Origin of the sequence: Neobacillus sp. CF12 (assembly GCF_030348765.1) — a bacterium.
Classification (GTDB): domain Bacteria; phylum Bacillota; class Bacilli; order Bacillales; family Cytobacillaceae; genus Neobacillus.
Window position 1 is genome coordinate 651287 of sequence record NZ_JAUCEU010000007.1, and the last position, 14679, is coordinate 665965.

Annotated in this window: 13 protein-coding genes; 4 read left to right on the forward strand and 9 right to left on the reverse strand. The window is 36.9% G+C overall.

The window, feature by feature from the left end; genetic code table 11:
- Window positions 1-10: 10 nt before the first annotated feature.
- From QUG14_RS03360 to QUG14_RS03370, 3 genes are all read right to left on the reverse strand, one after another.
- Complete coding sequence (locus tag QUG14_RS03360; RefSeq protein WP_289339136.1) at window positions 11-958, reverse strand: ABC transporter permease; 948 nt, start codon at window positions 956-958, stop codon at window positions 11-13.
- A 24-nt stretch (window positions 959-982) separates the two neighbouring features.
- Entirely contained in the window at window positions 983-2539 is a 1557-nt protein-coding gene (locus QUG14_RS03365) for an ABC transporter substrate-binding protein (protein ID WP_289339137.1), read from the reverse strand.
- A 76-nt stretch (window positions 2540-2615) separates the two neighbouring features.
- Window positions 2616-2828, reverse strand: a complete 213-nt coding sequence (locus QUG14_RS03370) for an acetyl-CoA carboxylase biotin carboxyl carrier protein subunit (protein ID WP_289339138.1) — start codon at window positions 2826-2828, stop codon at window positions 2616-2618.
- A gap of 212 nt (window positions 2829-3040) precedes the next feature.
- Between QUG14_RS03370 and QUG14_RS03375 the strand changes: the two genes are divergently transcribed.
- Entirely contained in the window at window positions 3041-5086 is a 2046-nt protein-coding gene (locus QUG14_RS03375; RefSeq protein WP_289339139.1) for a helix-turn-helix domain-containing protein, read from the forward strand.
- Window positions 5087-5186: 100 nt separating this feature from the next.
- Here the strand turns inward: QUG14_RS03375 and sstT are convergent, their stop codons facing one another.
- Window positions 5187-6425 (reverse strand): serine/threonine transporter SstT, encoded by a 1239-nt coding sequence (sstT, locus tag QUG14_RS03380; protein WP_289339140.1) that lies wholly within the window; start codon window positions 6423-6425, stop codon window positions 5187-5189.
- A 520-nt stretch (window positions 6426-6945) separates the two neighbouring features.
- Here sstT and QUG14_RS03385 point away from each other — a divergent pair.
- Both QUG14_RS03385 and QUG14_RS03390 read left to right on the forward strand, forming a co-directional pair.
- Window positions 6946-7260, forward strand: a complete 315-nt coding sequence (locus tag QUG14_RS03385; protein WP_289339141.1) for a hypothetical protein — start codon at window positions 6946-6948, stop codon at window positions 7258-7260.
- Window positions 7261-7399: 139 nt separating this feature from the next.
- On the forward strand, window positions 7400-8899 hold the full coding sequence (locus QUG14_RS03390) for an MHYT domain-containing protein (protein WP_289339142.1): 1500 nt from the start codon (window positions 7400-7402) through the stop codon (window positions 8897-8899).
- A 36-nt stretch (window positions 8900-8935) separates the two neighbouring features.
- Here QUG14_RS03390 and QUG14_RS03395 read toward each other — a convergent pair whose 3' ends face one another.
- The 5 genes from QUG14_RS03395 to QUG14_RS03415 all read right to left on the reverse strand — a co-directional run bounded on the left by QUG14_RS03395 (window position 8936) and on the right by QUG14_RS03415 (window position 13766).
- A complete protein-coding gene (locus tag QUG14_RS03395) occupies window positions 8936-9355 on the reverse strand; it encodes a hypothetical protein (protein WP_289339143.1) in 420 nt (139 codons plus the stop codon).
- A gap of 182 nt (window positions 9356-9537) precedes the next feature.
- Complete coding sequence (locus QUG14_RS03400) at window positions 9538-11301, reverse strand: acyltransferase family protein (protein WP_289339144.1); 1764 nt, start codon at window positions 11299-11301, stop codon at window positions 9538-9540.
- Window positions 11302-11328: 27 nt separating this feature from the next.
- Window positions 11329-11781 carry a DMT family transporter gene (locus tag QUG14_RS03405; RefSeq protein ID WP_289339145.1) on the reverse strand — a complete coding sequence of 151 codons (453 nt, stop codon included), beginning with the start codon at window positions 11779-11781 and terminating at the stop codon, window positions 11329-11331.
- Between the two features lie 644 nt (window positions 11782-12425).
- The gene (locus QUG14_RS03410) at window positions 12426-13412 is read right to left on the reverse strand and encodes an NAD(P)-dependent alcohol dehydrogenase (RefSeq protein ID WP_289339146.1); all 987 of its coding nucleotides are present in this window, start codon (window positions 13410-13412) and stop codon (window positions 12426-12428) included.
- Window positions 13413-13577: 165 nt separating this feature from the next.
- A complete protein-coding gene (locus QUG14_RS03415; RefSeq protein ID WP_289344061.1) occupies window positions 13578-13766 on the reverse strand; it encodes a DUF6199 family natural product biosynthesis protein in 189 nt (62 codons plus the stop codon).
- A gap of 231 nt (window positions 13767-13997) precedes the next feature.
- Between QUG14_RS03415 and QUG14_RS03420 the strand changes: the two genes are divergently transcribed.
- On the forward strand, window positions 13998-14651 hold the full coding sequence (locus QUG14_RS03420) for an NAD-dependent epimerase/dehydratase family protein (protein ID WP_289339147.1): 654 nt from the start codon (window positions 13998-14000) through the stop codon (window positions 14649-14651).
- The last annotated feature ends 28 nt before the right edge of the window (window positions 14652-14679 follow it).

A 14679-nucleotide genomic window follows, 5' to 3' on the forward strand; every position in this document is an offset into this window, starting at 1 on the left:
ATCCTCCTTCTCAATCAAATTCGATCCTCGGATCTAAAATACTATATACAACATCTGTCACGAAATTGATCACGAGGACTAACACAACCATAATTAGAACAACACCTTGAAGCATTGGGAAGTCCCTTTGCAAAATAGAGTTCACAGCCAGCTGACCCATACCAGGGATGGCAAACACAGTTTCTATTACAACCGTCGCACCGAGCATATTCCCAAATAATAGCCCTATCGTTGTAATTACTGGAAGGAAAGAATTTCGAAGGGCATGCTTCCAAATTACAAGCCAAAGTAATAATCCTTTCGAATAAGCAGTTCGAATATAATCTGTATCGAGTACTTCAAGAAGGGTGGATCTTAATTGTCGGGTAATTTGGGCCGCTCCAAAAGCCCCTAAACAAATTGCAGGAAGGATAATCATTTGGAAATAGTCGCTTGGACTATCAAAAAAACTGGTAAATCCTGTTGACGGCAGCCATCCAAGATTGACACTGAATATAACAATCAATAGCATCGCAAGCCAAAAGTTAGGGATAGCAGTGCCCAGGGTACCTATAAGTCTAGTAACATAGTCAATCCAACTATTCGGTTTAAGGATTGAAGCAATCGCAAAAAACATTCCGAATATAAATGAAATTAGAATGGCAGCGATGCAAAGTTGAAAAGTAACGCCCAGCCTTGAAAATACGGCTTCGCTCACGACTTCACCTGTAAAGAGTGAGCGTCCTAAATCACCTTGTACCGCATTGACCAGCCAGTTCCAATACTGAATCATAACAGGTTGATCCAGGCCCAATTGACTTCTCAATTGAGCCAGTTTCTCTTCTGTTGCATTATCACCAAGAAGTGAAAGTGCAGGATCACCGGGAATAAGCAGAATCAGGGAAAAGACGATCAGTGTCGTTACGATTAACATTGGGATTACATACATTAACCTTCGAAGTAAAAATTTTAAAAACAATGGTCTCCCCCCACTCTCTTCTTTTTATTTATCAATCCACAAGAAAGAAATTCGAGGTTTTCCAAGTAATGTTCCTTCAAATCCTTTTACTTGTTGTGTCATTGCAGCAGTAACTGGTGTAAAAACAATTGGTACTGTCATTGCTTCGTCTAGAATAGACATTTCATTGACTTTGGCGTATATGTCTGCTCGCTCTTTCTGATCATAGGAAGCAGCGGCCTTTGCAATCAATTCCTCCTTCTCAGGTGAGGACTCTCCCCCAGCATTATAAAAACCACTTCCACTTAAGAGCAAATTAACAGTCTGTTGTGGATCAGGTCGTCCTGTCCATGAAGTTAAGTTGGCAGCAATTTGTTTTTCATTAAAATACATGGTTACGCCTTTAGTTAGTTCCATTGTCTGAATCGTTATGTCAAACCCTGCCTCTTTTGCTTGAGCTTTAATCGCTTCACCAACTCTTTGATATTCTGGGACAGTTGGAACGAACATATCAAAACTGACCCTATCTAATCCAACACTTTTAAGAAGTTCCTTTGACTTACCCGGGTCATATTCAATTTTCATATCAGGATTAGCTGCCCAATAATCTTTTGGGAAAGCTTGGTATGCTGGTTCACCATTCCCAAGATAAATGGCTTTTACAATTGATTCCCGATCAATAGAATGGAGTAATGCTTGTCTGACTTCCTTCTTATCAAACGGCTCCATTTTTGTATTCAAATAAATATTATGGAAATACACTCTCATTTTTGAGTCTAACGTAAGATTTTTATCCTTTTTTAATACTTGAAGATTATTAGCAGACACATTCCAATAAAAATCAAATTGAGAGGATTTGAATGCGTTTAACCGAGTATTTTCATCAGGCATTATTTTCGCTGTGATGGTATCAAGATAAGGAAGCCCTTCCTGCCAATAATTCTCATAAGCTTCTAGTTGAATTTCACCATTATGAACCCACTTCACTAACTTAAATGGCCCAGCACCAACTGGGTTTTGAGCAAAATCTGGACCTAGCTTTTCTACTGCTGTTGGTGAAACGACCATTCCGGAGCGATCCGAAAGTGCTAGAATAATAGAAGAATCTGCCTGTTTGAGATTTAGTTTGACAGTATCATTATCAACAACTTCTACGGATTCAACATTGGCGATATCGGAAATGTTTGATTCCTCTGAATTCACTCGGTCCAAATTAAATTTTACGGCTTCTGCGTTAAATTCTGTGCCATCGTGGAAGGTGACGCCTTTTCTTAAGTGTAGAATAATTGTTTTATCATCTGGTGTTTCCCATGATTCAGCAAGTCCAGGTTCTGGTTCTAAATTACTATTATAGTTAACAAGAGTATCATAGACAGGATATAAAAGAGCATGATCATTCCCTGAGTTCCCCAAAATAGGATCATAATTACTTATATCCGTATCATAACCAAATACAAGATGACCGCCTTTTTTCGGTTTACCGTTACTTTGGGATCCTTCGGAGGCCTGATTGTTTGACACATTGTTATTCTGTGTACATCCTGCAATAATCAATAAACTCAGTAATGATAAAAGACTAAATAATCTGATAATCCTTTTCATGAAAAGCCTCCCTTGTTATATTCATTTCGATCCTGCTAGAAATGATAGATAGTAATATATCTATCGAATTATATTTTTATTCCAACACCAGGATAACGTCCCCTTCATTAACAAAATCTCCCTCACCAACTTTTAATTCCTTAACAGTCGCTGTGGACTCCATTGTAATAGGAATCTCCATTTTCATAGATTCAAGAATCGCTACTTCATCACCGGGCTCTAATCGATCACCTGGTTTGACTAAAACTTTATATACACTACCTGCCATAGATGAAAATAATTGACTCATTTTTTCTCCCCTTTTTTAAAAAATTAAACGCTTACATTTTAGTTCAGATTTCACCACCTTCAATAAATTACTTGATTTAAAATTAAAATCAGAATCTTTTAAATATTTTTATATTTACAAGAATAATACAAGATTGATAAAATGTTATCAATGTGTATATTCCTCTTCTTTTCTATAATTCAATGTAAATTCTCACACTGAGGTGAAAAAACTTGATAAACAATTCTTTGATGCGAACTTTTTTGAGTAATAAGTTGTCTTTAAAGGACTATCAGATATGGTCGTACAGCCCATTTGATCATAAATGGGTTCAGGTAAACCATCAAAATGTCCATTCGAATCCACTCCCTGATACTTCAATAGAAAACCACACATTCCCCTTAGATCATCAAAATTATTACCTGCTTGATTTTCCAGAAAACTATAAAGTCGCCATCTCATTTAGAGATAGTAAGCCACTATTAACCAAGGAAGAAATGGAGTTTTTATATTACTTGCTATATCCTGTATACTCCGACCTTGCAACAAAAAGTAAGGAGGTTAAATTAAAAAAACTTATTGATGGTGTACATAATATCACTTCTACACTCGATTTAGATGAGTTACTCACTACAATGTTGCAAACCGTTGCCACTGTTATTCCAGGAGCAGATGTATCATCCTTATGGATGTACAGTCATTCCATTGACCGATTGGTCTGCAGAGCTTATATAGGCTGGAATAAAGACATTGAACAGGTTCAATATAAAGTGGGAGAATCCGTTTGCGGTAAAACGTATGAAGATGGAAAAACGAGGTATTATATATCATCTCTACATGTGAAGGAATCCATGAAGGGAATATCAGAGAAAAACTTGCAATTTCTAAACGCTGCTTTTCCCTATCCGAAAATACATGCAAGCGTGATAGTACCTATAAGTTTTCGAAATGAGATACTTGGTGTATTAAGTATACACCGTGGTAAGCGTGTACCTCATATAGCCAAATGGGATCTTCAAATTCTAAAGGGATTATCTGCACAAATCGCCATTGCCATTGAAAACGCTAGATTATTTACTGAAGTTTATCGGAAAAATCAAGTGTTGGTGAAGCAAAACGAAGTTCATAGTACGCTGACTCAACTTTCAATTCAAAATAAAGGGATTGAGACGATTACACAGGAGTTAAATCAGATGCTTGGCCTGCCTGTAATGTTTGTCGATTTGAATGAGAATAAATTCTATAAGACTAGTAAACTGAATACTTCTATTTTAAGCATGGATGAAATATCGAAAATTTGTGCCGATAAGCATGATTCTATTTATGTAGACGTTATCGATACCGAAATGAAATCTTTATTTATCTACCCGATTCTTGTAAATCGGGTATGCTATGCCAGCATCGTTGTTCTAGTTCCACGGCAATTGACACAGATGGAAAATATAATAGTAGAAAGAGGTGGATCGGTATTAGCTTTAGAACTAGCTAAAAGACAATTATTAACCGAAGTCCATAATAAAAAAATCCACGACTTTTATTCGGATCTATTAAAAAATGAGAATCCAAACCTCCTTTATCAACAGGGGCTGGAATATGGCATCGATTTAAAAAATAATCTTTTTACCATAAAAGTCGAATTATCAAATCACAATGAACTCGGGACTATTCAAACCCCCGTTCATCGTTTTGTTTCTCGGATGAATTATCATTTTCGGGAGGAAGAAAAAATTATTTTTGGGAACAATAATAAGGTTTCAATCCTTTTTTCAGTAAAACATCCTTCTGAAAGGTCCATAGTGATCAAAAAATTAAATACAATTTTAACCGAGTGGGAGCAAAATGATGGAAAAAAACTGTATGCAGGAATTGGCATGATGTACAAGGGGATTGATTCAATCAAGAAGACGGATGCTGATGCAACCAAAGCATTAACGTACCGTTCCTCCCAAAAACGTACAGGTTCCATTGAGTTTTCTGAAATAGGAATTAATCGCCTGTTCTTAAATCTTTCAAATGAAGAAGTAGAAGAATTTCTCCAAGAAATTTTCGCCCCATTAGCTACGCCTGGGGTACGCAATAGTGACCTCGAACAAACACTTCTTTCCTTCATTAAATTTAATCGGAATGCTGCCAAAACTGCCGAGGACCTCCATATTCATATCAACACCCTCTATCAAAGAATTAAAAAGATTGAGGATACCCTTGGAATCTCTCTGGAAAAACCGGAAGATCTATTAAAAATGCAGTTGGCATATCATCTCCGAGAAACATTCGAGTAATGAATTGAGTTGAATAACTACGGTAAATTGAATTTATCAAAAATAAAAGCTTGTAGACTTTTTTCTACAAGCTTTGTACATCTTTATATATAGCTTATTATTATGCTACTTTCTTAATATCAACTTTTTTACCTTCTTTAAGTCTCTTCTTATATTCAGCAGTTGCTGTAAAAAGGACGTCTGTTGAGGAGTTCAATGCTGTTTCAAAGGAATCTTGTAAAACACCGATGATAAATCCTACACCAACAACCTGCATCGCTACTTCATTCGGAATTCCGAACAAGCTGCAAGCCAGTGGAATCAATAATAGTGAACCGCCAGCAACACCTGAAGCACCGCAGGCACAAATAGCTGACACTACACTAAGGATGATAGCGGTTGGAATGTCGACTTGAATTTCTAATGTATGAACGGCTGCAAGGGTTAAAACAGAAATCGTAACCGCTGCACCAGCCATATTAACGGTTGCCCCTAATGGGATCGATACTGAATAGGTATCTTTATCTAAACCTAGTTTTTCACATAATTTCATATTTACAGGAATATTGGCAGCCGAACTGCGTGTAAAGAATGCCGTAATACCGCTCTCCTTAATACATTTAAATACGAGTGGATATGGATTCTGACGTACGTTCACAAAAACCATGAGTGGATTAACAACAAAAGCCACAAACAGCATACAACCAATTAAAACCATAAGTAATTTTCCGTAACTTAATAGAGACTCAAGTCCATTTGTGGTAATCGACTCAATCACCAATCCCATGATTCCTAATGGAGCGAACTTTATTACCCAAGTAACCATTTTAGATACGGCATCTGAGAAATTAGAAATCATCGTTTTTGTCGTATCTGGGGCATTTCTTAAAGCCAAACCAAGGACAATCGCCCAAGCTAAAATACCGATATAATTGGCATTAACAATGGCGCTAACAGGGTTATCAACAACATTCAACAGTAATGCCTTGATAACTTCTACCACACCACCTGGTGCCGCCAAATCCTCAGCGCCCTTTGTAAGTGTGATACTTACAGGAAAAATAAAGCTTACAACAACAGCGATTAAACCTGCAAGAAACGTTCCTAAAAGATATAGGGAAATAATGGATTTCATATTCGTTTGCTGTCCGCTCTTATGTTGAGCGACAGCCGCCATAACTAAGAATAGTACCAATACTGGCGCAATGGCTTTTAATGCACCTACAAATAAAGATCCTAAAATGACAACTGGTTTTGCCACTTCTGGAACAATAACAGCCAGGACAATACCAATCAATAAACCAATAGATATTTGTTTTACTAGACTAATTTGATTCCACTTTTTTAATAGTTTTTTCATATATGTTTCCCCCATTCGTTTCTGATCATATTGCATTATTCCATAAGCTGTAATCATTTCTCCCTTTATATTATTTTTAAGTTTCTTCCCTCTTCAAGTAAATGATAAATTCTAACAAATATCATTATAATGAATATTTAGATATATTACAATATCGTAAATATTATGTTGATAGAGTAAAAGATATCTTTTTTTAAAAAAGTCCAAAAATGCAAAATAACTTATACCGAGAAGAACCGAGTATTGTTTCGTAAGTTTATTATGTTGTTAGTATAACAATTTTATAGTGGTTAATCAACAAAATATGAATAACGAGGATATAAAAGTAACTAATGTTCGTGTATGATGAAAAGTAAAGCGTATTCATAAAAATAACGTTCGTGTTTTTAGAGTGACACCATACTCCTCCATTCTTTTACGATAGAAAATATTTTGAAATAGGTAGAAAGACTAAAGGAAAATAGTAGGATTTACTTTCCTCATTCTTCTCATAAAATACATACTGGGAGGTTAAATATAAATGATAAAAAGAGTGATCATCCTTGGAATGCTCGCATCCGTATTGATAGTATTACTATTTGTAAAATCTCAAAGCACTGCTCCTGTCAGCAATCAAAACAATGATTCATCTGAATACAAATTGGTGGAGTACAAAATTAGTAAAATAATAGATAACCAATACTACGGTCAAAGTGAAGATGGAACAAAGATTGTTTTTTCAGCTGACAGCATCGATTCGGGTGAAAAAATACAAGTCGATGATATCGTCATATGCTATTTTGAAAAAGATAATATAGGGAAAGGATTAGTAAAAGTTGAAAAGAAAGAGTTTTAGAATAGATCCTATCCACCTCACTTAATAAATGTTTGTCACAAGTTAAATTAGGTATAATTTCCCATTTTAGTTGTTTTTATTATAATATTATGCCCCATAGTGAATCATGGTAGAAATATAACATAATTGGAAGTGGTTCATGATGGAGCATATGTCTATGGTCTATAACGATTATTGGTTTGTTTTTTCCATTCTTATCGGCATTCTTTTTTCATACATAGCCTTAGATCTTCGTTGGAAAATGATTATTTTTAATAACTTTAAATACAATTTGTGGCTTCTTGGCTGCGCCGTTGCCATGGGAATTGGGATATGGACCTTGCACTTTGTTGGAATGCTTGCGATGGACATGCCAAGTCATATTGAATATGATGCCAGAATGGTATTGCTTTCACTGTTGATTTCCATATTTGGCACAGGGCTTGCCTTCTTTATGATGAAAATGCAGTATGGTAGACTCTTCTTCGCGAGCGTGTTTATGGGGGGAGGAATCATTTGTATGCATTATTTAGGTATGGAAGCCATGCATCTGAATTTCTCCATCACCTATAATCCGCTAATCGTTCTTTTGTCGGTTGTGATTGCGTTTATTGCATCATACGGTTCTTTATGGGTACTTTTCTTTTTTAATCATCATCACTCGATGAATTTTCATTGTCGGATATTGAGTAGTATACTCATGGGCATCGGAATCGCTGGAATGCATTATATTGGGATGTGGGGAACGAACCTTCACTATCATTCCACTCTCTCACAATCATCTGCCACTTACTCAGTGAGTTCCAGTACATTGAGTTCTATTATCAGTGTCCCTGCTATTTTCGTCGTATTGATTATGTTGCTGTCCAGTGCCTTTCTGGACAGAAAGTTGATTGAACATATGAATGACCTGAACAACCATGAGAAAAAGCTAAGAGATTCAGAAAAGCTTTCACTGGTGGGAGAACTTGCAGCCGGTGTAGCACATGAAATTAGAAATCCTTTAACGACATTAAAGGGTTTTACGCAAATGATGATTGAAAGTACCGATTTAGAAGCAAATAAACGATATTCCAAGATCATGATTGATGAAATAAACAGGATTAATTTCATCGTCAGTGAATTTATGGTTCTTTCAAAACCACATATTGTTCAGTATGCCTTAACGGATATTTCGCAAAGTATAAAAAATGTGATTACCCTTTTAAATACGCAGGCAATCATAAATAAAATTGAAATTATTCCGGAATTCATTGGAGAGCGATTTTTAATCAATTGCGAAGAAAATCAAATAAAGCAAGTCATTGCCAATCTGATTAAGAATTCAATAGAAGCTATGCCTCAAGGAGGAATCATTCACATCAAAATGGAACAACAAGACGGTAATCTTGTCATTTCGGTGAGTGATAGCGGTGTGGGGATATCTAGGGAAAATCTTCACTTAATTGGTACCCCGTTTTATACCACAAAAACTCAAGGGACCGGTTTGGGGCTAATGGTGAGCAAAAAAATCATTCAAAATCACAATGGAAAATTAGAAATAACAAGTGTTCCAAATATCGCTACAACGGTAACGATTACATTGCCCGTAGAACTTAGCCATTTAGATTATGTAAAACTGAATCACGAAGATGATCCCACTTTATCCCAATCTTCTTAAGTTAACCTGCTTTACCATTCAGATGGTAAAGCTCTTTCATTGATTTCTGAAAATAATCATGCCGATAATCATTGGCACAACCATTAACAGTCCGACCGTTAGAGTAGGGATAGCTAATCGACTGGAAAAAATGGCACCAAATTCACCAAGGAAACCGCCTATCAAAAAAGGGATCGCTGATTTTGTTTTGTCAGCATTGGGCTTTGCAAAGTACCATGCATCCCACACCGTATAGGCATAAAATCCGGGATAAAATAACACGTATTGGAAATTGGCTGCCTCTAATGCTTTTTGGTGAAAGCCGTTAAAATCCAGATGAATCGCAGTATTGATTTTACCTAATACATTATCATAATGTTCGACGAATAGTAGAAATACACTTTTTAGGAATTGTCGATTGTAGAGTTGACCAAATCCTGGCATAAGCATAGAAAATAAAGCAGCAAGGTTCCTCATGATAATCTCCTTTGTTTCTTGGTTTGCTTATTCGCTTTAATGGAAGTGTTTATTATAATTTCCAAGTAACTGGAAATAAACCGAAATAAAATAATACAAATATCGACATTTTTCGCACATTCCATTCGTGTAAAGTAACACTTGAGAATAAAACAAAAAAGCAGAGTGAATTCAGAAGTGAATTACTCTGCTACTATATCTACGAGTAGGTTAGCGTATGTTTCTCCGCCTGCTCTGGTTAAATGAACACCATCATTTGTAAAAAACTCCGGATGGCCTGCGCTAGCACTATACCAATCCACCAAAACGGTATTGGACGTGCTACTGACAACTTCTTCTAACGTACGATTCACGGTAGATTCCCAGACACGTGGTACTCGGCAGTTTACTAAATAAACTTTTTTATTTTCCAAACTTTTGAGTAAATTTAGTAAGTCTGTTTTCACAAAAGGTCCATTGGTTCCAAGTTGAATAATCACATATTCCCCTAATTGCCCGCTTCCCTCTAGTTGCTTAATCACTTCTGGCACCTCAGACATTTGCCGTCCAACACGGTAATCTATGATCGCTTCTGGGTAATGGTTTTTAAAGAAAGGTGCAACATCATGGAGAATGGAATCACCAATAACCGTAATGGTCTTCAAATTAGGGGCTGGTTCGGGAGCTATGATTGGATCCTGGTTGAAATCTATTTCAGTTATGGTTTCTACTGTTAAAGGGGCTTTAGTCGTTACCGTGACGGTTGTTTTTGCAGCAAATATGACCCCTATTCCTATTATTAATACAAATAGTACAGCGCAGCTCCCTACTACCAACCTCTGTTGAAATATCGTCAGTGTTCTAAAGGCTGTTAATGTAAACGTAATCCGCCCTGCTCTTATCGGAGTTTCTACAAATCGATAGGATAAAGTCGAAATAATCAAGGTAGCAGCTATTTGTAAGATTATTCTCCAAACGTCTATCCCATCTGTATTCACAATCGGTGTGGTTAAGATAATGATAGGATAATGCCACAAATAAATACCATAGGAACGAACTCCAACCCAACGAATCGGCTTAATGCTTAGCCATTTTCCTAACTTACTTGCAGGATGTGCGAAGGCAGCTACGACTAGAGTGGTAATAAGTGATAATACAAGCATGCCGCCTTGATAATGAAAAGAGTCAAATTCTGACGTATTCATAAAGAGTATTATGATAAGCAACAATCCTGCTATTCCTACACTTTCCAAAACCCAACTAGCCTGCCTTGGTACTGTTTTCGATAATCTTTGACTTGGCCAAACAAAGGCAAGTGCTGCCCCTAGAAGAAGTGAAAACGCTCTTGTATCGGTTCCATAATATACCCGAGAAGGATCCTGACCCGGTAGATAGAGAAATGCCATTAACCAAGTCGAAATGACGACGCCTACCAGAATTGCCAATACTCGAAACCTTTTTCTTTTTATAAAAGTAAAACCCAAAATCAGCAGAATTGGCCAAATGAGATAAAATTGCTCCTCAATTCCTAGTGACCAGATATGAGTTAGCGGTGAAGCCGGACCGAAACGATCAAAATAGGAAACGTCACGAAAGATGTACCACCAATTGGTAACATATAGAAGCGAAGGCAATAAATCTGCACGTAATTTCTCAATTGAAGGATGATTCGTGAGAACCACCCATAAGGTAACGAGAAAAATCATGACCAATAAGGCAGGAGCCAATCTGCGAAAACGCCGAATCATGAAACGAAGATAGTCAATCTTTTTATTTTTCTTCCATTCATCGATAAGGATGTCAGTAATTAAGTAGCCAGATAATACAAAGAAAACTGTTACACCTGAAAACCCTCCCTGAAACAAAGGGATATTCAGATGATAAAGAATAACACCAATGACAGCTATGGCTCTAAGACCATCAATTCCTGGCATATATCTGCGTTTTTTGTTGCTTGGGACTTCCATTTTATCCTCTCCCAAGTCCTTTTTACGTTAAAACCACTTAATATTATTCTTAAATATCAAAAATAAGGAGACGAGTAATAAAACCAACCCTGAAATTCTGTATCCATCAATGGGTATTCGTTGATTGGTGAAGAATCCAAAATGATCAAGTGTAACACTAATAAATAATTGGCCAACAATTACAGCAGTTATGGCTGAGGCTACGCCAATTTTTGGAACGATGGCAACCATGATCGATACATAGCCAACTCCCAAAGCTCCACCAAGCAGCTGCCATTTCGAAACGTTTGTTACTTTTAATAGGTCCCCTTTTCCCATAAAAATAACGAGTAATAAAAGGATAATGGTTCCGATAAAAAAAGAAACAAAACTCGCCTCGAGTACGCCAATTCTTTTCCCCAACACACCATTGATTCCAGCTTGTAATCCAATACAAGTACCGCCAATTATGGCCAATAATAGATAAAAAAACATATACATTTTTTAATTCCACCTTAAAGGTCGAGTAATATTAATGATTATGCTAGTAGGCAAATGACTATGATAATTCAGCATGCTCTATAGGAATAATTCCGCTTATTTATTAGTTTTACATCACGATCTAAATTCATGTATGTTTTTTGTATTGGTTCTACTGAAGCTTCTTAACTAATATGTTTTGTTAATTTTCATTGTTGATACCTAGTACAACAGTATAAAAGGTCGATGAAAGACAAATCTGGAAAGTTTCTAGTGAGATTTTCCCTTCATAAGCATGATGAAAGACAAATCAGGAGAATTCCCAGTGAGATTAGTCCTTCATAGGCGTGATGAAAGACAAATCAGAAGAGTGCTTAGTGAGATTAGTCCTTCATAGGCGTGATGAAAGACAAATCAGGAGAATTCCCAGTGAGGTTAGTCCTTCATAGGCGTGATGAAAGACAAATCAGGAGAGTGCTTAGTGAGATTAGTCCTTCATAAGCATGATGAAAGACAAATCAGGAGAATTCCCAGTGAGATTAGTCCTTCATAAGGATTTCGTAAGGAAAAATCAACACCTGTCTTTAACAAAGCCAATAAATAAAAAACGCTAGTTTATGAGTTCTCCAAACTAGCGTTTATTAAAAGATACCTATCATCTACCATTAGAATTTGCTGTCATGCTCCATCGTTATTACGACATTGCCCTTCTTGTGCCCTTTCTCAACATATCGATGGGCTTCAACCATTTCTTCAAAAGGGTAGGTTCGATCAATGACGACCTTTAACTTCTCCGTTTCAACAAGTTCTTTTAGGAAGTTTAGTGCTTCAGGAGTTTCAGGAGAATTTCGACTAAATAATAATTTTTTGCTGCTCGTCAATTGGGTCCATAGCATTTTAACATTTGGCAGCGGTTCCGTGATATTAATATAGGTACCGTCCTTCTTTAGCGATTTCATACACGCTGAAAAAGAACTCTTGTTTACTGCTTCAAAGATCACGTCATATTTTTCGTCCATATCGGCAAAATCTTCTACAGTATAATCAATTACCTTGTCGGCACCCAAAGATTTTACCCATTCCACATTGGCAGTACTGCAAACCCCTGTTACGTTGGCACCGAAATACTTGGCTAGTTGAATGGCGTAACTTCCGACACTTCCTGATGCACCATAAACTAGAACACTTTGGCCGCTCTGAATAGCTGCTTTTCTAAGAAAATACAACGCAGTACGTGCCCCAATGGGGATTGCTGCAGCTTCCTCATAACTTATATTAGTAGGTTTTAAAGATATAGGGCCATCTTCCCGGAGACATTTATACTCGGCATATGCACCAAAACCTGCGAGAGAAGCCGCAAAAACCTGGTCACCTGCCTTAAACCGTTTGACATCTGTCCCCACTGCCTCCACTTCTCCAGCTAACTCCATCCCTAATATCTCTTTTTTAGGCTGCCTAAAACCGAGTGTGATACGTGCCGGAAGCCAGAAAACTGGAGGAATGGTGAAACTCCGTGATCGAATATCTGCTACAGTAACGGTTGTCGCTTTAACTTTTACTAATAGTTCATTTTCTTTCGGAATTGGTTTATTGACCTCTTTTATTTTAAGAACTTCAGGACTGCCATACTTCGTGTACACCATCGCTTTCATATGCCTACTCTCCAATCCGTTATCAGATCACGCTCTAAAAAAAATCCCCGATTCAAGAATGACCTCGGGGATAATTAATAGTATATAAATTCTGTTTAAAATATGACTTAATTTCCGTGCAATAATGAACAGTACCCCTTGAACGTGTAAGATAAAGTGAGATTATTAAAGGTAAGCCACAATAATACAACTGATGCCGACAATAGTAGTAATAATACCGCCAAACACTGTTGACCAGATATACCAGCTGGAAGGTTCCGTTGCATCATTGGATTTCCAACTCTCAAATAATAACCAAAAAAGTGAAGGCTTGCTAACCATAAAAACACCCATTATGATTAGAAATATTCCCATTATTAACAATATTACTTCCTCCCGCTTAATATTCCCTCATACTAATACATACGTTAAAACAAGTTTTTAAGTTCACTTCGTAAAATGAAAAAAGGCACCGACCAAAAGACTGGATGGTACCTGTCTAAAATTTTACTTATATGGACAATCCCTATACGATGTTAGAGTGAAGGAATCAATCGTTAAAATGAATAAGCAATTATTATAAAAATTAATGGGAGGCATGTGAATATGAAGGTCCTTCTTTTCGGGGCTACGGGGATGGTTGGACAAGGAGTTCTACGTGAATGTTTACTAGATGAAACTATCCAAAGTGTTCTGTCTGTTGGCAGAAATGCAACCGGTCAGCACCACCAAAAACTACAAGAACTGAAACACGATGATTTCATGAACTTAGCAAATATTAAAGATACACTTACTGGTTATGATGCCTGTTTTTTCTGTCTTGGTGTCTCGTCTGTGGGAATGTCAGAGGAAGAATATCGGAAAATTTCATATGATCTCACTCTTTCCGTTGCACATACATTAGTGAAATTGAATCCAACCATGACCTTTATCTATGTATCAGGGACTGGTACAGACAGTTCGGAAAAAGGACGAGTGATGTGGGCCAGAGTGAAAGGTAAAACAGAAAATGACTTATTAAAACTGCCATTCAAAGCTGCTTATATGTTCCGTCCTGCGGTAATTCTTCCACTCCATGGAGTGAAATCTAAAACGAAATTGTATCAGTTCTTTTATAATCTCATGGGCCCGATTTATCCCATCCTAAAAAAATTCGACTCTATCACAACAACCGAGCAAGTCGGTCGAGCCATGATCAAAGTCGCCAAATCTGGCTATCAGAAAGCACACCTTGAAAATACTGACATTAATTCCATCTAGTAAATATACAAGGCACCTCGGATGGACA